This window comes from Arthrobacter sp. NPDC097144, from assembly GCF_044762205.1.
Classification (GTDB): domain Bacteria; phylum Actinomycetota; class Actinomycetes; order Actinomycetales; family Micrococcaceae; genus Arthrobacter_B.
Genome location: NZ_JBIWDW010000001.1, coordinates 345,590 through 366,163, shown reverse-complemented (window position 1 = coordinate 366,163; position 20,574 = coordinate 345,590). Strand labels below are relative to the sequence as shown.

The following is a 20,574-nucleotide window of genomic DNA, read 5'->3' as shown; positions in this document are numbered from 1 at the left end:
CTTACCGTCTGCCTGTCCAAACGCAGCGGGTAACTGTGTCCAGCTTCGGCAATCCCGGCCGGCGGCGCACCAACGGCCTCGGAGGATCATGTTTTCATCACTGTCTGCGCGTATCAGGGGCCTGGCCTCGCTGTTTTGGCGGGAAGTAGCCAAGTTCGGGACTGTGGGAGCTTTCGCCTTCGTGGTGGACAACGGGCTGTGGTGGCTCCTCTACCACGGGCCCCTGGAAGGCAGTGCCACCAAGGCCAGGATCATCAGTGCCGTTGTTGCAACTCTGTTCTCGTGGGTGGCAAACCGCTTCTGGACTTTCCGGCGGCGCCGTCAGAACAATGTGGGCCGCGAACTGGTGCTCTTCCTCATTATTAATGGCGTAGGCATTGTCATCTCCAGTGGTTTCACCTGGGTGGCCCAGTATCCGATGGGCATTACCGACGCGAAGTGGCTTGGTTTTGCCGGTGTCGTGGGTATTGGCGTGGCCACCATTCTGCGGTTCTTCGCGTACCGTTTCTGGGTCTTCAACGCCGAACTGGATGAAGAGCCCGGATTCCGGAACGACTACGAGCTGCTGGACGAAGACTCACCGAAGCGGGCCGGCAGCGGCGGCGCGGCTAACCGGACCGCAGGCCGCTCATCCGGTGAGTCCCGCCTGGAGACCGAACCTACGCCCCCAGCTGCGCCGTAACTTTTTCGGCAGCCAACAGGCGCTCCGTCAGCTCGACGCCGGCACCCGCAAGCACCACCGTTCCGCCGGCAGCCCATACCCGGAGTGCGGCTGTCAGTACATCCGGCAGGTCCGCCGCCGCGGAAACCAGCAGCGTCTGTGCGCTGCCGCCGCCGGCCGCTTCGGCCAGCTGTGCGTACGTGAGGGCTGCGCCGGTTCCCAGCGAACTGTGCAGGGCGGTGTACCCGTCCTCGGCGTCGTCCCCGCCTGTATACGTGTCTGCGTAGCTGCGGACTTCGGCCGCGTAATCCACCGCAGCGGCGGGAAGTTCCCCGGACCAGCGCAGCTCCAGCGCACCCGGCGCCACGGCAACAACCGTCCCGTCGGCTGCGTCCAGTACCTGCTGTGAGTCCGTGACCGTAACGTCCGCGGCAGCCGTGCCGGCGGGCTCGTCACTGAGAACCACCGTGCAGCCTGTCTGCCACGCGGCCAGGGCCCACACCAGGGTTTTCCAGTGCACCGGAAGGTCCAGCCGGATCCGGATGCCCGGTTCGGCGTCAAGTTCATCGACCAGCAGGTTTGATGTCTTCGCCACCCAGTTGTCCAGCACCTTGCCGGAGAGCTCAATCCGCTCAGAATCCGGACCGTACCAAATGAGTGCAGGCGAGGTTGCCTGATGGGTGCGCAGTGTGGACAGGATGGCGGGAACGGATGTTTTGCCGGTCATGGGGGCTCTTTTCTGTGATGATTACGGTGAAGTGCCGGGCTGCACCCGGGGGACCGGGCGCCTTGCCGCCCCGCATCACATTGTGACGCGAGGGGAGCCTGCCGCGACGCGCCGGTAAAAATGGCGGTAATCCGGGCGTGGCGTGCCCGGGTTCTGAGGTGTTGACTCTATAAGATGCCGAAACGGCTTGACGGCATCGTATTACACGCGTGTAATTAGGTATCGGATTTGTTCCAGCAATCCACCACAATATGCATTCCACGCAGGCTGATTGTGCCTGGCAGGGCTCAAAGATCCGCTGCAGGGACAATAACACCGGGAGGACTTCCATGGGGCAGGCAGAATACACGCACGACCAGTCCATTGCCGCGCAGGCATCCGCCAGCTACGGCTCTCGAGGCGTGCCCGTGGACTGGTACGTGGACCCCGCGGACCCGGGAGCAGCAGAGCGTTACCGCCGGGACACCGCAGGGCTGGAAGACCAGGCTACTGCCTTCCTGGCCGCCCATGAGGCGCTGGCTCCGGATACGGAGGAAGCGGATCTGCTGGATCCGCCCGTGGCACTGTTCTCCACCCCTGCGGAGAAGGACACCCGGCCGGTCTGGATCGGGTTGCCCGGCCTGAGCGATTACGACGACGGTGAACTGGGATGGCAGTCGGATGCGCTTTGCGCGCAAACAGATCCCGAAGCCTTCTTTCCGGAAAAGGGCGGCTCCACCCGCGACGCCAAGAAGGTTTGCGCCGCGTGCAACGTGCGGTCCCAGTGCCTGGAGTACGCGCTGGCCAATGACGAGCGGTTTGGCATTTGGGGCGGGCTGTCCGAGCGGGAACGCCGCCGGCTCCGGAAGCAGGCAGTCTAATTCCTTCGCACTTCCGCGTTTGCACTGTTGTGGTTGCCCACAACGGTGCGCACTACCTCCCCGACACCCTTGAGGCGCTGGCCGGACAAACCCGGCCAGCTCAGCTGTACGTAGGCGTCGACGCCGGTTCCACCGACAATTCCGCTGCGCTGCTTCGCCGAGGGCTGCCTGCCGGCAATCCCGTCGCATCTGCCCCTCCGGGCGCCGGATTCGGGGCCGCGGTCCGGGCCGGACTGGCCGAGCTTTCAGCGCCGGACCCCGCACCGGGAACCGTGGACTGGCTCTGGCTTCTCCATGATGATTCAGCCCCCGCGCCCCAGGCACTTGAAGAGCTGCTGCTGGCTGTGGAGCGGGCCCCGTCGGTCACCATCGCCGGTACCAAGCAGGTTGATTGGCACAATGACCGTCTGCTGGTGGACGTGGGGCTGTCGATCAGCCGGTGGGCCGAGCGCCTCACGCTGGTCGACGCGGATGAGCTGGACCAGGGCCAGTACGACGGGCGCAGCGACGTCTTCGCCGTCAACTCCGCCGGCATGCTGGTGCGCCGTGACGTCTGGGAGGCGCTCGGGGGATTCGACCCCGCCCTGCCCGGCTCCGGTGACGACGTTGACCTCTGTTGGCGGAACCGCCTGGCCGGGAACCGCGTCGTCGTTGTTCCGAACGCGAAGTTGCGCCACGCCGGCAGCCGGCCCAACACCGCGGCGTCCGCGCGGGTTTCCAGGCGGGCTGAGATTTTCCTGCGGCTCAAGCACGCGCCGCTGTGGCACATTCCGTTCCTGGCTGCCGGAGCGGTGCTGGGCGGTTTCGGCAGACTCTTTCTGGGCATGCTGGCCAAGGACCCCGGTTACGCCTTCGGATCCCTGGCCGCGAGCATCGGCGGGGTGATGCGCCCCATTGCCCTGTACCGCTCCCGCCGTCGCGCGGCAGCTACCCGGATCCGGCCGCGCAAGGCGGTCCGGTCCCTTAGGGCCCGCCGGCGCGAGGTGCGGGAACACCACCGCTCACTGTTTGAATCTTCGGCTGCGCCGTTTTCGGAGCCGGGAGCGGTGCCGGCGCCGCCGCCCGCCGAGCCGTTGCTTCCCGGTGCATCCAGCCTCGATCCCGCGTCGCTGGAACCCACCGGTGATCTTCATGATGACTTCGTTTCCCTGGCACCGGCCCGGTCATGGACCGGAACCGGCGCCGTAGCTGCGGTGCTGGTGCTGCTGGCCGCGTCGCTGGTTGGCCTGTACCGCCTTATCGGGGCGTCCGCCGTGTCGGGAGGGGCCCTGCTGCCGCTCTCCGGCAGCCTGGGAGACATCTGGTCCAACGCCTCGGGATGGTGGATTGAACTCGGCTCCGGCTTCCCGGGACACGGGGATCCGTTTGACTATGTTCTTTGGCTGCTGGGGGCCGCCGGATTCGGGAACACCAACACCGCCGTCGTCATTCTCATGCTGACCGCCATGCCTCTGGCCGGACTCACCGCCTGGATTGCCGCCGGAGCCCTGACCGATCGGCGGGGCCTGCGCTTGTGGGCTGCAGTGTTTTGGGGCGCAGCGCCCGCCCTGCAGGTTGCTCTGGGGGAGGGGCGGCTCGGAGCGCTGATTGCCCACATTCTGATGCCCCTGCTTGTGCTGGCCCTGATCCGTGCGGTTGGAGCTGCCCGGAGCTCGGACCGGGACGAGTCGCGCCGGGCTCTGGGGCCGCGCCCGGGCACCGGCAAGCAGCACAGCTGGGCGGCCGCCGGTGCCGCCGGGCTCCTGCTGGCGGCCGTAAGTGCCTCCGCACCGGCAATCTTCGCGGTTGCCGCGGTTGCGGTGCTGTTGCTGTCAGTGCGGCTGGGGCGGCAGGCGCGCACGCTGTGGTGGGCCCTGATCCCGTCAGCGGTCCTCCTGCTTCCAGTTGCCGTGTCCTCGCTGGAGAACCTCCGTGCCCTCGCCGCGGACCCCGGACTGCCGCTGGGTTTTGATGCCGCGGCGCTGTGGCAGCAGTTCCTGGGCTTCCCCCTGGCCTTTGACATTCACGGCAGTCTGCCGCTGCTGGAGACGGCCGGTCCCTGGCCGCTGGTCGTCGCGCTGGTGATCGGCGCCCCGGTGCTGGTCCTTTCGGCTGCCGCACTGTTTTCCGGTGCCCGGGCACGGTTTGCCAGGCTGGCCTGGATCCTGAGCCTCACCGCCCTCGCACTGAGCTGGCTGTCCGCGTTTGTTGCCACCGGTGCCGCGCCGGGTGAGCTGGTGACGCCTTTCCCCGGCCCGCTGGTCTCCGCCGCCGTTTTCCTCCAGCTGTGCGCGGCCCTGTTAGCCGGCGATGCGCTTCTTCGCCCCGGCCGGAAGCGGAAGATCAGCGCATCGGGCAGGGTCCGGGGCGTGCGTCCCGCAGCGGTCCTGCTGGGAGCAGTGCTTGCGCTGGGCCCCGCTGCAGGTCTGGTCCTGTTCAGCGGCCCGCTGGCCACCGGCACTACAACGGCGCAGGGTATTGGCAGAGCCCTCGGGGCGGAGCCGCTGGTGTCCCCGGCTGCGGAACGGACGCTTCCGGCCACGGCTGCGGACCGGGGCAGCAGCGACGAGCGCACCCGTACCCTCCTGCTGCAAACCGACGACAACGATGACGTCACAGCGGCGCTGATGCGCGACGCCGGCACCACCTTGGACAGCCTGTCCACCATTTACGCCGCGCGTTCCATTAGGGGCCCGGTCAACGGTGAAGAACTGGGCAGCGATGACGCGGCTGGCGCGGATTTGCGCCGCGCGGTTGCTGTCATCACGGCAGGCACCGGCTCCGACCCGCGTGCGGAGCTGTCCCGGCTGGGTGTTGGGTACGTGGTCCTGCAGGAATCCGACACGTCTGCCGAACTGCTGGCGGACAAGATGGATTCCGTTCCGGGCCTGGCATCGGTGGGGCAGACGGGTTCCGGCTGGCTGTGGCGGGTGGTCGGCCAGCTCGATGAGCAGGGCACCGAGGCGTTGTCAGGCCAGACGGGCAGAGCCCGCATCCTTGCCGCTGACGGCAGCGTTGAAGCAGTGGTTCCGTCCGAACGAACCGCTGTGAGGACTTCCATTCCTGCCGGATCCGAGGGGCGGACGCTGGTCCTGGCCGAACGGGCCGATCCCGGCTGGGAAGCCACGCTGGACGGAGCACCGCTAAAGGCCGCTGCGGCAGACTGGACCCAGGCATGGGAGCTTCCTGCTGAGGGCGGCGAGCTGGACATCGAGTACGCCACTGTTTGGGAGCCCTGGGTTGAGGCGGCCCAAATCCTGTTCCTCGCGCTCACGGTGCTTCTGGCCGTGCCGATCCGTGCACACAGCGGTGCGGTTCGGCTGCCCGGTCTGCAGGGGCCTGTGCGCAGTGAGCCGGAAGCCCCCGCGAAGGCCGGCACCGTAACCGGGGAAGCCGGCGAATCCGGGGCGGCTGCCGTTGAGCCGGAACCCGAACGGGCTGTTCCCGTTGGGGCAGAAGAAGCAGTATCTGTTTCCGCCGGCGGCGGGACTGAGAAGGTCAATGCATCCGGAGACTCCGGCGCAACGGAAGGACAGCGCTGATGAGCCGCAAAGATAAACCCAGCGGACGCCGGGCCCGGATGCAGGCGAACAGTGCCTCGCCTGCGCCGCAGGGTGAAGCAGTAGCGAGCTCCGATCCTGCAGCGGACAGTGCGGAAGCGCAAAACGGTGAAGCAGGTCGGAACGTCGAGGCCGCACCGGACAGCGAAGCAAAGCCGAACAGCGAAGCAATGCCGAACAGTGAGCCAGTGCCGGACAGTGAAGCAATGCAGGACAGTGAAGCAATGCCGGACAGTGAGCCAGTGCCGAATGAGCGGGTGGAGTCCGGCGGTGCCGTGAATGAAGCGGCAGTACCTGACGACGGACCGGAGATCGCATCCCCGGCGAGCGCCGCAGAAGAGCAGCCTGCGGAAGATGCTGCAAAGTCCAACGTATCCTCAGCGGACCCCGGCAAGGCTGTGGCCGAGGAAGAGGCTGCACTGACGGCCGAGGCTGCAGCTGAGGAAGAGGCTGCACCGGTCGCCGGGACTGCGGCTGAGGAAGCGGCTGCGCCGGTCGCCGGGACTGCGGCTGAGGAAGCGGCTGCGCCGGTCGCCGGGACTGCGGCTGAGGAAAGGGCCGCGAAGAAGGAGAAGCCTGCAGCCAGGGAAAAAGCTGCAGCGAAGAAAGATACACCGGAGGGCCGGGTGGAGCTGCTCGTCCGTCGAAAGCGTCGCCGGCAGCAGGCCGGCACCGCCGCAGCTGCTGTCCTTGTTCTTGCCGCAGCTGCTGGCGTAGTGGGAGGATCTCTCGCGGCCAATCCCGGCAGTGCAGGCAAATCCGTGGCAATTCCCGCAGCCGATGTTCCTGCCGGACCGCTCACGGCGGTCTGCCCCGAACCGCTGCGCCTGCTGGCCGGCAGCGTGGCCGGAACGGACCCCCAATTCAATCCGGTGTCCGGATCGGCCAAAACCCTGCTCAGCGCCGTCGTGCTCAGCGGTGCCGGAAACCCCGTTCCGGCCTCTTCGCTGCTGAAGGCGGACGGCAGCACTGAACTGAAGACAATCGCCGAAGATGCCCCGGATGCCGACCCGCTGGCAGGCGTGCGAAGCGCAGGTATTATGGGCAGCCTCCCCGTTGGCGAGGTCACTGTCCTCAGTGCCGAACCGTCCGGGACACTGCAGGCAACTGCCAACGCCGTGGTGGCTTTCTCCGCCGGGGACGGGGATCTTGCCGGTCTTGCCGCCGCAAACTGCCAGACCCCGGGCAATGACATGTGGATCATGGGCGCCCGGACGACGGTGGGGGCCACCGCAGTGCTGCGGCTGACCAACGCTTCGGAGAGTGCCGCCACGGTTGATCTGGAACTTTACGGTGCGAAGGGCCGTGTTGAAGGAACCGGTACCCGCGGAATCCTGGTGCCTCCGGGGCAAACCAAATCCATCGTGCTGGCAGGCCTTGCGGCAAACGAACCGGCCCTGGCCGTTCGGGTGCGCAGCTCGGGCGGCCCGGTAGCTGCAGTGGTTCAGCAGAGCATCCTCCGCGGCCTGACGCCCGGAGGAGTGGAGCTCATTCAGCCGGCGGCGGCTGCGGCTCCCCAGCAGGTGATAACCGGGGTGCGCATCCAGGATCCGGCGGCCACCAGGAAACTCACCGCAGAACGCGGCTATGAATCAGCTGCGCCGGCCGTCCAGGTGGCCGTACCGGGCAGCACCAACGCAGTGGTGTCGGTGAGGGTCCTGGGCGCAGGCGGCGACATCCCGCTTCCCGGCGGCGGCGTCTTCACTGTTGCTGCAGGCAGCGTGGGACAGTTGCCTTTGGACGCGCTGCCCGAAGGGACCTACTCCGTGGAGGTCACCGCGGACGTGTCAGTGACGGCCAACACCGTGACCAGCCGCGGCAGTAAAGCTGACGCACCGGTTGACCTGGCCGTAGCTCCGGCCGGAGAGCGGCTGGGCAGCGATCATCTGGCAGTCCTGCCTCCGGATTCCGTGTCTGACCTGACCTTTTCGGCTCCCTCCGGCCCCGCCGAAGTGCGCCTGACCGGAGTCGCCGCGGACGGCAGCCTCGGGGCCGAGCAAATCATCAGCATTGCGGCGGGAACCACCGTCACCACGCCCGCTGCCGGGGTCGGCCCTGGTCTTGCTGCCGTGCTGATCAATGCCACCGGCGAGGCGGTTTATGGTTCGCAGGTCCTGACCGCATCCAAGGGAGACGGGCTCTCCGTGCTGCCGCTGCCAAAGGGGAGCGTGGGCGGCACCAGCGTCCCGGTTGGACTGGGCTACTAGGGCCGCCGGGATCTACAGCGGACGGAAGCGTCCGTATGTGGGGTCAACGGTTTCCGGGTCCATCCCCAGCAGCGTGGCCAGCTGTTCCACTACGACGTCGTGAATCAGTTCGCTGACCGGCACCAGTCCGCGCGCTGCAGACTCCACCGGATGCCGGTACACCGTAATGACGGCGGGTTTGGGACCGGCCGCCGGAGAACCTGCGCCGAAGGGGATATTCCCCCCTGAGGCAGCCAGCTCCTCAAGTCCCGGCGGAATATCCTGCACCACAAATTGGTAAGACTGAATGTCCTCGCCCCAGAGCCGCTCCAGCCGCTGGGCGGATTCAAGCACCCACGTGTCAAAGCGCTCCGAACGTGAGCGGTAGCCGGCCAAGTGGGCGGGAATGAGCTCCCCGCGCAGGCCCCGGCCGTGCCGGTTCCGGCGGCGGAACCGGAAGGGACGCCCGATTGACACGCGATCAGACTCGGACGGCTCTTCGCCGGGACCGAGATACACCCTGAGAGTTGGTCCGGTGGACATACAAGAACTGTAACCGCTGAAACCCGTCCGGGGGCACCGGTTTTAAGCAGTCCATTTCTCCGGCGTGCCTGACCGGGGCGGATGCCTGCTGCAGGTAAAGTGATCCTCCGTGGAATCCTTAAGATTGTGCTCCAGGTCAGCCTGCCGAGAGGCGGCTGCAGCCACCCTCACCTATGTATATGCCGATTCCACGGCGGTGTTGGGGCCCCTGGCAACGTACGCCGAGCCCCACTGCTACGACTTGTGCCTTGCCCATGCCGAGCGCCTGACGGTGCCCCTGGGCTGGGAAGTCGTCCGCCTGGACCTTGACGGCCAGCCCCGCATTCCCACCAGCGATGAGCTGTCGGCCATAGTCGATGCCGTGCGGGAAGCCGGAGAGCATTCGGCAGACGAAGCACCCAAACGCAACGGCAAACAGCCCCTGGAACCGCCCGCAGAAACTCCGGGAGCCCGGCGCTCCCACTTGCGTCTCCTTCGCGAGGAGGGCTGAGAGCCGCACCGGCTCCCTCCCGAAGGGATAGTCTGGGGGTCAGCGCCGTGCCTGCAAGGCGCGGCAACAACGTATCCAAGGAAGTGCTGCAATCCATGGCTAAACTCACTGCCGACATCATGGCGGTTTTGCGCTGTCCCGTCACCGGTTCCGCGCTCCAGCAGGAAGACGGCGGACTGGTCTCGACCGCCCCTGATGCCAACGGCAACCTGGTCCACTACGTTTTAGTGGAAGGCATCCCCGTATTGCTGGCACCTGGAGTAGCGTCAGCGGCCTAGGGTTCTGACACTCCAACCTGAGGAGTCCGCGCGTGGGCATCGATTTCAAGGTAGCTGACCTGTCCCTGGCGGAAGCCGGACGCCACCAGATCCGGCTGGCGGAGCATGAGATGCCCGGACTGCTGGCGCTCCGCCGCGAATACGGGCCCTCCCAGCCGCTGAGCGGCGCACGGATCGCAGGTTCCCTGCACATGACAGTGCAGACGGCCGTGCTCATTGAAACGCTTACTGCGCTGGGAGCGGAGGTGCGGTGGGCCTCCTGCAACATATTCTCCACCCAGGACGAGGCAGCGGCAGCCGTGGTGGTGGGCAGCGGTACCGCTGAGGCGCCGGCCGGTGTTCCCGTGTTCGCCTGGAAAAACGAATCCCTCGAAGATTACTGGTGGACCGCCCAGCAGATCCTCACCTGGCCGAAGGGCTCAGGGGGACCGAACATGATCCTGGACGACGGCGGCGACGCGACCATGCTGCTGCACAAGGGAGTGGAGTTCGAAGCTGCCGGCGGCGTTCCGGAGAACCCGGTGGAGGGGGACGCCGGTTACTCCCGCGAATACACCGTTATCCTCGACGTGCTGCGCCGCTCTCTGGAGCAGGAACCGGGTAAGTGGACGGAAATCGCCAAGAGCATCCGCGGCGTCACGGAGGAAACCACCACCGGAGTGCTGCGGCTGTATCAGTTAGCCGCTGCGGGCAAGCTCCTTTTCCCGGCGATCAACGTCAACGACTCGGTCACCAAGTCAAAGTTCGACAACAGATACGGCATCCGCCATTCCCTTCCGGACGGCTTGAACCGCGCCACCGACACGCTGATCGGCGGAAAAGTGGCAGTGATCCTCGGGTACGGAGACGTCGGCAAGGGTGCCGCCGAGGCACTGCGCGGGCAGGGTGCGCGGGTGATCGTCACGGAAATTGATCCGATCTGCGCACTGCAGGCGGCGATGGACGGGTACCAGGTGGCCAGATTGGAATCCGTCCTGGAAACCGGTGACATCTTCATCACTGCCACGGGAGACAAGGACATCATCGGAGCCCGCCACGTGGCCCGGATGAAGCACCAGGCAATCGTGGGAAACGTCGGTCATTTCGACAACGAAATTGACATGGCCGGCCTCGCCGGGATCCCGGGAATCCGCAAGGTGGAAATCAAGCCGCAGGTGCATGAGTGGATCTTCGATGAAGGCAGTGAGACGCAGCGCAGCATCATTGTGCTCTCCGAGGGCAGGCTGCTGAACCTGGGCAATGCCACCGGCCACCCGTCCTTCGTCATGAGCAACTCCTTCGCCAATCAGACCATCGCCCAGATCGAGCTGTTCACCAAGCACGGCAAATCCGGCGAAGACGGCGGCTATGCCCATCAGGTGTACGTCCTGCCGAAGATCCTCGATGAAAAGATAGCCCGCCTTCACCTGGACGCCCTCGGTGTGGAACTCACCGAATTGACCAAGGAACAGGCCGAATATCTTGGCGTGGACGTGGCCGGACCCTACAAGGCGGAGCATTACCGCTACTAGCGGGGCACTACGTGGAACACGCCCGCCGCGGTGGCACGGCGGACTCCAATCCGGACGCCATGACGTAAAATTTCGCTGGGGGAGCTTATGGTCGCTCCACATCTGTCGAGAGCACCCGGGAAGCATTGGTTAGCGGTTATGGCAAAGACTACAAACTGGCGCAGGAGCTGGCTTATCAGTTCCGTGCTTGCAGGATCTGTTCTTCTGGGCGGCGGAGCCGCCCTTACTTCGTGTTCCGTTGTGGCAGAGAACTCCGGAAACTCCGGCTCAGCGGCAACGTCTTCGGCAAAGCCCACGGCGTCCAAACCTGCCGTGCCCGAACCGGTTGCCGTTGTCACGCCGGAAGCGGACGCCCTGGAAGTGAACCCGACAACGGTTCCGGCCATCACTGTGCAGCAGGGGACCCTGAAGGAAGCCAAGCTGGTACCCGCCTCCGGCGGAGAGCCGGTTCCCGGTGAGCTGAGCGAGGGAGGCACGGCCTGGACCGCCACGGGTGCGCTTGAATTCAATACGCCTTACACCCTCACGTATTCACTGGTTGACGCGAACGGCGACACCACCTCGCAGACCCGGAAGTTCAGCACCGTCTCCACCGCCAACGAGGCGAACGCCGTGATGTATCCCTCGCCGGGGTCCACGGTGGGAACCGGGCAGCCTCTGGAGCTGACCTTCAGCGAGCCCGTCCTGAACAAGGAAGCCGTGGAGAAGGCCATTACCGTGACATCCACCTCGGGCCAGACGGGCGCGTTCTACTGGATCAGCGACACGAAGGTGCGTTACCGGGCTGAGGAGTTCTGGGCACCGCAGAGCACTATTACCGTGGACATGAAGCTTCTCGGCGTGGACTTCGGCAACGGAATGATCGGGAACTTCAACCAGACCTCCAGCTTCACCATCCACAACAACCGGCTGGCCGTGGTGGACAACGCAGACAAGATGATGCGCGTGTATATCGACGGCGTACTCACCAAGACCTTCCCCGTCACCCTGGGCACTGAAGACTGGCCGTCCACCACGGGCTACCACGTGATCATGGACCAGCACGAGTCCATCCCGTTCCGGGCGGAATCAATCGGGCTGAAGCCCGGCGACGAGCACTATTACGAGCCGGTCACAGCGCACAGCGCCTCCCGCCTTTCCCTTGGCGGTGCCTTCATCCACGAGGCGCTGCCCTCCGCTCAGCCGGTGCTTGGCCGCGCGAACGTTTCCCACGGCTGCATTGGAATGAGCCCCGAAGGCGCCAGGTACATTTACGACAATTTCGATGCCGGAGACGTGGTCCAGGTGCTGAACACCGGCTATGGTCCCATGTTCGTATGGGACGGCTTCGGTGATTGGAACGTGCCGTGGTCCGAATGGGTCAGCCAGCCCAAGCAGTAGCCCCTGCTGTGTGGGTGCTTCCTACTGATCGAACGGCAGCCGGTGCAGGCGCTGTCCCACCCGTTCGGCCTGCTGCCGCTGCCGGACCATCCGGGCGTAATCCCGGTCCCTGCGTTCGGACACCACGGCACTGAGGAAGTCCTCGGCCGCGGTTCCGGGAGGCGGTTGCGGCGACACACTGGCCGAGACCTCCGCGGCCAGTTCGGCAGCGCGCGCAGCGCGGGCCTGCGGCGCGAGCCGGGGTGCCTGCGACAGGAACCGTGACACCCGCCGGGCCAGGGCATCCGGAAACCTGCCCATGTCCGCCAGACCGGCCCAGCCCCGCAGCCACGGGGGCATGGAAACCTGCTGCGGCGGGGGAGCTGTGACCCGTTCCCGGAGCGCGTAGGTTCCAGCCAGCAGGTCTCCCACACGCTTGGACTTGTCATTGAACAGGGCCATGATAAAGGCGACGGAGCCTGCCGTCAGGTAGATCTCCAGCACAGCCGTCATGCTGCGGATGAGGCAGTGGCGGAAGCGCACGGCCCCGCCGTCGTCGCGCACTATGCGCAGCCCCATGGCCAGGCGCCCCAGCGACTTGCCGCGGGTCACCGTCTCCACCGCTGCCGGAACCCCCACGATGACGAGGACAACGAGGGTCAGAATCAGGGCCTGGGCCAGGGCGGGATCAACCGACTCGCCCAGCGTCTGTCCCAGCAGCAGGAGCAGTCCGAAGAGCACCACCGCCTGGGCAGCGACGTCGATGATGGAGCTTAGCGCACGGGCGGCAAACGACGCCGGGCGCAGCTCCAGGACAACCGCCTCTCCGGTGACGATGGAACTCAAAAGTCCTCCTGCTGGCCGGCAGTTGGTGATGGGAACTCCACTGTACCCAGCGCTAGGGTGTAACCGTGGATATGGATGCGTTCAGTGCCGTGCATGCACCGGACTGGAAACGGCTCGACGAGCTCGCTGCCCGCCGCCGCCTGAGCGGAGAAGAAGCGGACGAGCTGCTGACCCTGTACCAGCGCGCCTCGGCCCATTTGTCCATGGTCCGTTCGGTGGCACCGGAAGGGGCGCTGTCCGCTGCGCTGTCCATGCGGCTGTCCCGCGCGCGCACCCGTTTCACGGGCGCCCGTTCCAACTTTGCGGAAGATTTGGCGAACTTCTTTGTCTTTGTGCTGCCGGCCGCCTTCTACCGCATCCGCTGGCTGACAGCGGCCGTGGGCGCAGCCTTCATCCTGACCGCCTGGCTCTTCGGCCTGTGGACAGCGACCACCCCCGGTGTCATTTCTGCCGCCCTGGGCTCGGACGAGGAAGTGGCGCAGTATGCGCAGAGCGGTTTTGCCGGCTATTACACGGAGAACCCGGCCGCGTCGTTCGCCGGACAGGTGTGGACCAACAACGCCTGGATTGCGCTGCAGGCCGTTGCCTTTGGGATTAGCGGCATCTGGGGTCCGTACGTCCTCTACCAAAATGCCCTCAACGTGGGCGTGGCCGGCGGCACCATGGCGGCGTACGGCCAGCTGGATGTCTTTTTCAGCTACATCCTGCCGCACGGCCTCATGGAACTGACGGCGGTATTCATTGCCGTGGCCGCCAGCCTGCGGATTTTTTGGGCGTGGGTGGCACCGGGCAGGCGGACGCGCAGCGTGTCAGTTGCCGCGGAGGGACGGTCGCTGTTCACGGTGGCCCTGGGGCTCGTAGGCGTGCTGTTCCTCTCCGGCCTGGTGGAAGGCTTCGTTTCCGCTTCGCCCATGCCCGCCTGGCTGCGGATCGGGATCGGAGCAGCCCTGCTCGGTGCCTACTGGGCCTATACCCTCATCCTGGGCGGGCGCGCGTACCGTGCCGGCCACCGCGGTGACCTGTCCCGCCGCGACAGCTCAGATACTCTGCGTACTGCGTGACTGCCGGGATGCACAACTGCAGACGGCGGCGACCGTGCACCATAAATGGCCCCCAGGGCCAATCACTGTGCCGGTGATGCGGGGTGGCGGCGCCTTCGGTGATGCCTCTCCCGGTAGGCTCGAAGATGAATGGAACCGCAAAAGCCCATCGGTATCCGCAAACAGGCCATGATGCACAGGCCAGGGAAGTGAAAGAGGAAGTAGTGGCAAGCCAGGACGATACCCCCCAGCAACACCCCACGCCCAAAGGCTCCGCCGAACCCGGGCAGGACCGGCCGGAGCAGGGCGCCGGTGGCGGCCGCGGGCTCAGCGATGCGAGCGAGACCATTGTGAGCGGGGACCACGCCGAAGGCTCCGGTTCCGCAGCAGCCGACGGCGTTTCCGGGGCTTCCGCTGACAATGACGGATCCGCGGCGGAAACCCGCAACAAAAACCTAGAACATGATGACTGGGATGCTGCCTTCGCCGGAGCAGCCGGAACGGTACCCGAAGCAGGACAGCAGGGGGCATCCTCAGCCGGACGCCCAGCGGCTGCCGAGGTTCCTGAAAGCCATCCCACCCCTGCTCAGAGCAGTGCGCTGCCCATGCGCAGCGCCGGCACGCTGCCCAGCTTCAGCGAGTATGAGGATCTCCCCGAGGACGGTCGGGACGGAGCCGGAAACACTGATCCCGGAGACACCATCTCCGCGTCGAAGCCGGCGGGAGCTGCTGCGGCGGAGCCCGCGGACACCGAGGCGCTCCCCGTCCATAAGACGGCTGCTGCACCCCGGGTCACCAAGGACGACGGTACTCCTCACACGGAGGCTGCCGCCCACACGGAGACTGCGCCGCAAACAGCAGCACCGACAACGGACTCCGCGCGCAGGAACGATGACGCACACCAAACAGATGCAGCACCGGCAGCACCGGTGTCTTCTTCCGTGGCAGTACCCGTGTCCGCAGCTTCGGCTGCTGCGCCCCGGACTGCGCCCGATAGCACTGCGCCCCGGACTGCGCCCGTCAGCACTGCGCCTATCAGCACTGCTGAACCCCGCACGGCTGCAACTGCGGGGGCTAAGGCCCCCAAGGCCGCAAGCACCGGCAAAGCGGCTGCAGCGGAAATCCCCGCCGCAACCCGTCCCCGGCCTGCAGACGACGACATTTCCGAAGAGGAAGTCCGCCGCCGCGCCGAGGAGCGGGAGCGGGCAGGCACCACCAAGCCCGTGCTGGCCCGTTTCCTGCAGGTCATGATCGCCGTCTTCTTCCCGGTCATGCTGCTGGCCGCTGCCATTCGGGCGGTGGCCACTCCGCTGTTCCTGTGGGCCGAGTACCACCGTCCGGGCTTCCCGGCGGACAGCTACGGGTTCACTACGGATGACCGGGTGACCTACGGGTCCTACGCGGTGGACTACCTGCTGAACTTCTCCGGTGCCCGCTACTTGGGTGATCTGGTGACCGCGGGCGGTGAACCGCTGTACCTGGAGAGCGAAGTCAGCCACATGGCGGACGTAAAGACCGTCCTGACCGTTGCCTTTGTTACCGCACTGGTCATGGCCGTGCTGAGCCTGCTCGGCTGCCTTTACCTGGCCAAGCGCCGGCCCGGCGGGATCCGGCGTGCCCTCTTCTCCGGCTCGGTGGCGACCCTGGTCCTGGTGGGAGGACTGATTGTCCTGGCCGTCATGGGTTGGGAAAGCTTCTTCACGGAGGTCCACTCGATCTTCTTCGCCAACGGGAACTGGACGTTCCGCATGGATGACACCCTCATCCGGCTCTTCCCGGCCCAGTTCTGGATGGACGCGGGGATTGTCATTGCCTCGCTCGTGCTCGTGGTCTGCATCGTCGTGATGATTGCCGCGTGGCCCACCAAGGCCCGCCGGGAACGCTCACGCCGGAAGCAGGAAGAAGCCCGCCGCCGCTACCTCGACTCGCTCGAAGCGGTCTAAGCGAAACACCTGCATCACACAGCACAACAAAAAAACTGCACGTTCCCGCTTGGGGGACGTGCAGTTTTTTGTGCGGCCAGAACTCCTACTTGACGTAGAGCTTCTCCACCTCAGCGGAGTAATCGGCAATCACTGCATTGCGTCGCAGCTTCAGGGTTGCCGTCAGATGGCCGGACTCCAGCGAGAAGTCCTTGGGCAGGACGGCGAACTTCCGGATTTGCTCCGCCTGGGAAACCGTGGCATTGGCTGCGTCCACGGCTTCCTGCAGTGCTGCGCGGATGCGGGGATCATCTCCGGCGGATGCGGGCGTCGTGGATGAGCCGTTTTCCCGTCCCCACGCTGCCAGTGCGTCTTCATCCAGGGTGAGCAGCGCCGTCACGAACGGGCGTCCTTCGCCCACAACCACCACCTGGGACACCAGGCGGTGCTCACGGATTTTCTCCTCAAGGGGACCCGGGGCAACGTTCTTGCCGCCTGCGGTGACCAGGATGTCCTTCTTCCGGCCGGTGATGGTCAGGAAACCGTCGTCGTCCAGGGAACCGACGTCGCCGGAATGGAACCACTCGCCGCTGAAAGCGGCAGCGTTGGCTTCAGGGTTGTTGTGGTACCCCTTGAAGACACCTGCACCGCCGATCAGGACTTCGCCGTCGTCGGCAATGCGGATCCGGCTGCCGGGCAGCGGCAGCCCCACTGAGCCCACGCGGGCCAGCGGGACGGTGTTTACCGTTGCCGGTGCCGTGGTTTCGGTTAGGCCGTAACCTTCCAGCACCATGACACCCGCGCCCCGGAAGAAGTGCGAGAGCTGCGGGCTCAGGGCAGAAGCGCCGCTGATGGCAAAGGCCGCCTTGCCGCCGAAGGCGTTGCGGACCTTGGGATAGAGCGTCTTGTCGAAGAAGGCGTGGCGCGCTTTCAGGGCCAGGGAAGGTCCCTTGCCGCCGCGGGCTGCGGAATCCTGGGCCGTGGAGTATGCGACGGCGGTGTCCGCGGCAGCCGTGAACAGCTTGCCCTTGCCGGCCGCTTCCGCGGACTGCTGGGCTCCGGCGTAGATCTTCTCGAAGATCCGGGGTACGGCCAGCAGGAAGGTCGGCTGGAAGCTCTTCAGATCGCCCATCAGGTCCGAGGCGCTGCCGGAGTGGCCCACCCGCACTCCGGCTGCCAGGCAGCCCACCTGGACGGCGCGTGCCAGCACATGGGCCAGCGGCAGGAACATCAGCGTGCTGACGTCCTTGGCCTTGAGCATTTCCGGAAGGAACTCCACGATGTTCACGCCAAACAGGGCAAAGTTGCCGTGCGTGATTTCGCAGCCCTTGGGCCGTCCCGTGGTTCCGGAGGTGTAGACCATGGAGGCTACGGACTGAAGTCCGGCCACGGTCCGTGCCGCTTCGAGGCGGTCATCGTCAACATCTGCGCCCGCCGCGATGAGCCCGGCAAAGGAGGCTTCTGCGCCGTCGGCCTTCATCATCCACAGGGAGACGTCAAAATCTCCGGAATCCGCAGCAGCCGAAACGATCGCGGCTTTGCGGGCATCCTGGACAAAGACGTGGGCTGCGCCGGAGTCTTCCAGGATCCACTCCACCTGCGAGGGGGATGAGGTTTCATAAATGGGCACGGTGACGGCACCGGCAAACCACACGGCGAGGTCCACGAGGGTCCACTCGTAGCATGTCTTGGACATGACAGCCACGCTGTCGCCGGGCTTCACCCCGAGGCCGATCAGGCCCTTGGCCAGTGCACTTACGGAGGTCAGGAAGTCATCGGCAGTGATGTCTTTCCAGCCGCCGTCACTCTTCAGCGAGAACAGGGGATGGTTGGGGGTCTTTGCATGCAGTCCCACCAGGATGTCAGTGATGTTCGACTTCTCGGGGAGATGGACCAGTAAATCAGTGGCGGATTCGCGCACCGTTGGCCTCTCTTTCTGTGCAGGGCACATGGGTAATGAGACTAAATCCAGCTGCGCATCCACATGCGGAGCCGCCAGTCAGAATACGGGATTGTTTCGGCCGTCCAGACCGGAAAGAAGAATGCGGACACCAAAACGGCCGCCAGGACGAAGAGCGCAACCACTGCCGCACCGGTGAATCTGCGCAGTTTCGGGGCGGAATCGGGTCCCAGAATCAGCCCCAGCACATAGGTCAGGGCGAGGATCAGGAACGGCTCAAAGGAAACGGCATAGAAGAAGAACGTGGTGCGTTCCGGATACGCGAACCAGGGAAGATAGCCCGCCGCGATCCCGGCGAGGATGGCCCCGGCCCGCCAGTCACGGCGGCCCAGCCAGCAAAAGAGCAGAACCAGCAGGGACACGGCGGCGGACCACCAGATCAGCGGATTGCCCACCGAGGTGATGGCCGTGGAGCAGCTGTCCAGCGTGCACCCGCTGACGCCGTTGGTTGCGGATTCGTAGAAGAAGGACGTGGGGCGGCCCATGACCAGCCAGGTCCAGGGGCTGGCTTCGTAGTCATGGTCGGAACTGAGCCCGTTGTGGAAGACGTACGCGCTGCGGTGGTACTCCGCGAGCGACCGCAGCCAGTCCGGCAGCCAGCCCCAGGTATCCGATGGGTGGTCCTGCGCCCAGTTCCGTCCGTACGCGCCGGTGGAGCGAAGCCAGCCGGCCCAGGACGCCAGGTAGGTCAAAGCCGCCGCGGGAATGACGGTGAAGAACGCGGGCACCCCGTCCTTGAAGAGTCCGGCAGCGGGCCATGACCGGATGCCCGCGACGCGGCGGGCGTTGACGTCCCACAGCACGGTCATCAGGCCAAAGACTGCAACAAAGGCCAGCGCGGACCACTTGGTTCCCACCGCCAGACCCAGGCAGATTCCCGCGGCCAGGCGCCAGGGGCGCCAGAGCAGCCACGGTCCGTACATCAGGGCGTCCGACGACGGCGGGCCGCCTCCCGGGCGGGCGGCGAGGGCGCGCGCGAGCCGCCGCCGGCCGTCGTCGCGGTCCAGCAGCAGGGCGCCGAAGGCGGCCACCAGCCAGAAGGCCAGGAAAACATCCAGCAGCGAGGCACGCGAGAGCACCAGATGGTGGCCGTCTACTGCCAGGAGCAGTCCGGCCACCCCGCCCAGCAGCGGGGAGCGGAACAGCCGGACGGCAATCAGGCCCACCAACAGGACGGTCAGGGTGCCCGTCAGTGCGGCGGAGAAGCGCCAGCCAAAACTGTTGTCCGATCCGAAAAGCGCCATCCCCGCGGCGATCATCCACTTTCCGACCGGCGGATGCACCACGTATTCCGGGTCGGTCAGCAACACGTCGGGGATGCCCGAGTTGAAGGAATCGTTCGCATTTTCTGGCCACTGCCGTTCGTAGCCGGAGACCAGATAGGAGTAGGCGTCCTTGACGTAGTACGTCTCGTCAAAGACCAGCGAACGGGGTTCCCCCAGCCGGACAAAGCGCAGCACGGCGCCGATCACGGCAGAGATGAGCGGCAGGAGCCAGCCCCATATGCCCAGCGTGAGCGTGGTGCCCGGCGCCCAGCCCAGCAGCCTGTTGCGCAGCTGGGAGAAGCTGAAGGCGTCACGAGGATCCTGCACCAGCGGTGCTGCTCCGGCGGCTGGAGTCTCGCTCACGGTCGGGTTCACCCGCCCACTCTATCGGGGCGGCCGGGCGTGCGGTGTCCCCAACTCGCGTAGGGTTAGATGGTGAATTCCAGCAAGCAGACTCCCGGCCCGGACACCTCCAAAAGCACCCAGCACGACGGCGGCAAGGCCGGCGCTGCCGCCGGCACCGGCGGCGGACAGATTGTCCTGGCCGCCACGCCCATCGGCAACATGGGGGACGCCACCAACCGTTTGATCGCGCTGCTGGAGACCGCCGACGTCATCGCTGCCGAGGACACCCGCCGCCTGCACCGCCTGGTCTCGGCCCTGAAGATCACCACCACCGGCAAGATCATCAGCTACCACGAGCACAATGAGGCAACCCGCACTGCGGATCTGCTGGAGATGGTGCGGGGCGGCGCCACCTTGCTGATGGTGACCGACGCCGGTATGCCGGCTGTCTCCGATCCCGGCTTCCGGCTGGTGGAGGCGGCTGCAAAGGAAGGCCTGACCGTTACCGCGGCGCCGGGTCCGTCGGCCGTCTTGACCGCCCTGGCACTGTCCGGGCTGCCGACCGACCGCTTCTGCTTTGAAGGCTTCCTGCCCCGCAAGGCCGGTGAGCGCAGTGCCCGGCTGGCGGAACTGGCCGGTGAACAGCGCACCATGGTGTTCTTCGAGGCCCCGCACCGCCTGGAGCCCATGCTGCGTGCGCTGGACGCTGCGTTCGGCGGGGACCGCCGGGCCGCCGTCGCCCGCGAGCTGACCAAGCTGCACGAGCAGGTGCTCCGCGCTCCGCTGCGCGAACTGCTGGAATGGGCCGAGGCGGCCGAGATCCGCGGCGAGATCGCCGTCGTCGTGGCCGGAGCCGGTGAAGCCGCGCCGGAGCTGCCGGAGGACCATGTGGCTGCGGTGAACGGACTGGTGGCCCAGGGCGCACGGCTCAAGGATGCCGTGGCCACCGTGGCGGAGGATGCCCGGATCAGCAAGCGTGAACTCTATTCGGCTGTGCTGGCAGCCCGGGCCTAGGTACAACCACGTCCTTTCCTTTTAGCCA

16 protein-coding genes are annotated in these 20,574 nt (G+C 66.1%); 11 read left to right on the top strand and 5 right to left on the bottom strand.

Translation table 11 applies throughout. The annotated features are described in order from the left end of the window. The first annotated feature begins 88 nt into the window (after positions 1 to 88). Positions 89 to 682 (top strand): GtrA family protein, encoded by a 594-nt coding sequence (locus tag ACIQXM_RS01565; protein ID WP_400926588.1) that lies wholly within the window; start codon positions 89 to 91, stop codon positions 680 to 682. On the opposite strand, the gene ACIQXM_RS01560 is transcribed toward ACIQXM_RS01565, so the two are convergent. Beyond that, a complete protein-coding gene (locus ACIQXM_RS01560; RefSeq protein WP_400926586.1) occupies positions 660 to 1,388 on the bottom strand; it encodes a TIGR03089 family protein in 729 nt (242 codons plus the stop codon). The two genes, ACIQXM_RS01565 and ACIQXM_RS01560, sit on opposite strands and share 23 nt — an antisense overlap. A 329-nt stretch (positions 1,389 to 1,717) precedes the next feature. Here ACIQXM_RS01560 and ACIQXM_RS01555 point away from each other — a divergent pair, with 329 nt between their 5' ends. From ACIQXM_RS01555 to ACIQXM_RS01545, 3 genes are read left to right on the top strand one after another with little or no spacing between them, the layout of a single operon-like run. Beyond that, complete coding sequence (locus ACIQXM_RS01555; protein WP_400926584.1) at positions 1,718 to 2,248, top strand: WhiB family transcriptional regulator; 531 nt, start codon at positions 1,718 to 1,720, stop codon at positions 2,246 to 2,248. A 29-nt stretch (positions 2,249 to 2,277) separates the two neighbouring features. Continuing rightward, positions 2,278 to 5,769, top strand: a complete 3,492-nt coding sequence (locus ACIQXM_RS01550; protein ID WP_400926581.1) for a glycosyltransferase — start codon at positions 2,278 to 2,280, stop codon at positions 5,767 to 5,769. Next, the gene (locus ACIQXM_RS01545; protein WP_400926579.1) at positions 5,769 to 7,994 is read left to right on the top strand and encodes a DUF5719 family protein; all 2,226 of its coding nucleotides are present in this window, start codon (positions 5,769 to 5,771) and stop codon (positions 7,992 to 7,994) included. The genes ACIQXM_RS01550 and ACIQXM_RS01545 overlap by 1 nt, the downstream gene beginning before the upstream one ends. A 12-nt stretch (positions 7,995 to 8,006) precedes the next feature. Here ACIQXM_RS01545 and ACIQXM_RS01540 read toward each other — a convergent pair whose 3' ends face one another. Beyond that, complete coding sequence (locus tag ACIQXM_RS01540) at positions 8,007 to 8,450, bottom strand: metallopeptidase family protein (protein WP_400926576.1); 444 nt, start codon at positions 8,448 to 8,450, stop codon at positions 8,007 to 8,009. A gap of 175 nt (positions 8,451 to 8,625) precedes the next feature. Here ACIQXM_RS01540 and ACIQXM_RS01535 point away from each other — a divergent pair, with 175 nt between their 5' ends. The 4 genes from ACIQXM_RS01535 to ACIQXM_RS01520 all read left to right on the top strand — a co-directional run bounded on the left by ACIQXM_RS01535 (position 8,626) and on the right by ACIQXM_RS01520 (position 12,175). Continuing rightward, entirely contained in the window at positions 8,626 to 9,006 is a 381-nt protein-coding gene (locus ACIQXM_RS01535; protein ID WP_400926573.1) for a DUF3499 domain-containing protein, read from the top strand. Positions 9,007 to 9,101: 95 nt separating this feature from the next. After that, positions 9,102 to 9,284, top strand: a complete 183-nt coding sequence (locus tag ACIQXM_RS01530) for a hypothetical protein (RefSeq protein ID WP_400926570.1) — start codon at positions 9,102 to 9,104, stop codon at positions 9,282 to 9,284. 32 nt (positions 9,285 to 9,316) lie between these two features. Continuing rightward, positions 9,317 to 10,795, top strand: coding sequence for an adenosylhomocysteinase (gene ahcY / locus ACIQXM_RS01525; protein WP_400926567.1), 1,479 nt, complete (start codon positions 9,317 to 9,319; stop codon positions 10,793 to 10,795). A gap of 138 nt (positions 10,796 to 10,933) precedes the next feature. Continuing rightward, complete coding sequence (locus ACIQXM_RS01520) at positions 10,934 to 12,175, top strand: Ig-like domain-containing protein (RefSeq protein WP_400926564.1); 1,242 nt, start codon at positions 10,934 to 10,936, stop codon at positions 12,173 to 12,175. Positions 12,176 to 12,196: 21 nt separating this feature from the next. Here ACIQXM_RS01520 and ACIQXM_RS01515 read toward each other — a convergent pair whose 3' ends face one another. After that, positions 12,197 to 13,000: an RDD family protein gene (locus tag ACIQXM_RS01515; RefSeq protein ID WP_400926561.1), complete on the bottom strand. Its 804-nt coding sequence runs from the start codon at positions 12,998 to 13,000 to the stop codon at positions 12,197 to 12,199. A gap of 65 nt (positions 13,001 to 13,065) precedes the next feature. On the opposite strand from ACIQXM_RS01515, the gene ACIQXM_RS01510 reads away from it, so the two are divergent. Continuing rightward, positions 13,066 to 14,061 (top strand): stage II sporulation protein M, encoded by a 996-nt coding sequence (locus ACIQXM_RS01510; RefSeq protein ID WP_400926558.1) that lies wholly within the window; start codon positions 13,066 to 13,068, stop codon positions 14,059 to 14,061. 203 nt (positions 14,062 to 14,264) lie between these two features. Then, positions 14,265 to 15,983, top strand: a complete 1,719-nt coding sequence (locus ACIQXM_RS01505) for a TIGR01906 family membrane protein (RefSeq protein ID WP_400926555.1) — start codon at positions 14,265 to 14,267, stop codon at positions 15,981 to 15,983. Positions 15,984 to 16,068: 85 nt separating this feature from the next. Here the strand turns inward: ACIQXM_RS01505 and ACIQXM_RS01500 are convergent, their stop codons facing one another. Together ACIQXM_RS01500 and ACIQXM_RS01495 are read right to left on the bottom strand one after the other, a co-directional pair. Further along, entirely contained in the window at positions 16,069 to 17,883 is a 1,815-nt protein-coding gene (locus tag ACIQXM_RS01500) for an AMP-dependent synthetase/ligase (protein ID WP_400926552.1), read from the bottom strand. A 41-nt stretch (positions 17,884 to 17,924) separates the two neighbouring features. After that, on the bottom strand, positions 17,925 to 19,550 hold the full coding sequence (locus ACIQXM_RS01495; protein ID WP_400926549.1) for a dolichyl-phosphate-mannose--protein mannosyltransferase: 1,626 nt from the start codon (positions 19,548 to 19,550) through the stop codon (positions 17,925 to 17,927). Positions 19,551 to 19,619: 69 nt separating this feature from the next. Between ACIQXM_RS01495 and rsmI the strand changes: the two genes are divergently transcribed. Next, complete coding sequence (gene rsmI, locus ACIQXM_RS01490; RefSeq protein WP_400926546.1) at positions 19,620 to 20,546, top strand: 16S rRNA (cytidine(1402)-2'-O)-methyltransferase; 927 nt, start codon at positions 19,620 to 19,622, stop codon at positions 20,544 to 20,546. The last annotated feature ends 28 nt before the right edge of the window (positions 20,547 to 20,574 follow it).

Bases quoted from the DNA above. Each gene is read 5' to 3' on its own strand.
- ACIQXM_RS01565 (WP_400926588.1), top strand. From the start codon at position 89: ATGTTTTCATCACTGTCTGCGCGTATCAGGGGCCTGGCCTCGCTGTTT.
- ACIQXM_RS01560 (WP_400926586.1), bottom strand. From the start codon at position 1,388: ATGACCGGCAAAACATCCGTTCCCGCCATCCTGTCCACACTGCGCACC.
- ACIQXM_RS01555 (WP_400926584.1), top strand. From the start codon at position 1,718: ATGGGGCAGGCAGAATACACGCACGACCAGTCCATTGCCGCGCAGGCA.
- ACIQXM_RS01545 (WP_400926579.1), top strand. From the start codon at position 5,769: ATGAGCCGCAAAGATAAACCCAGCGGACGCCGGGCCCGGATGCAGGCG.
- ACIQXM_RS01530 (WP_400926570.1), top strand. From the start codon at position 9,102: ATGGCTAAACTCACTGCCGACATCATGGCGGTTTTGCGCTGTCCCGTC.
- ACIQXM_RS01520 (WP_400926564.1), top strand. From the start codon at position 10,934: ATGGCAAAGACTACAAACTGGCGCAGGAGCTGGCTTATCAGTTCCGTG.
- rsmI (WP_400926546.1), top strand. From the start codon at position 19,620: ATGGTGAATTCCAGCAAGCAGACTCCCGGCCCGGACACCTCCAAAAGC.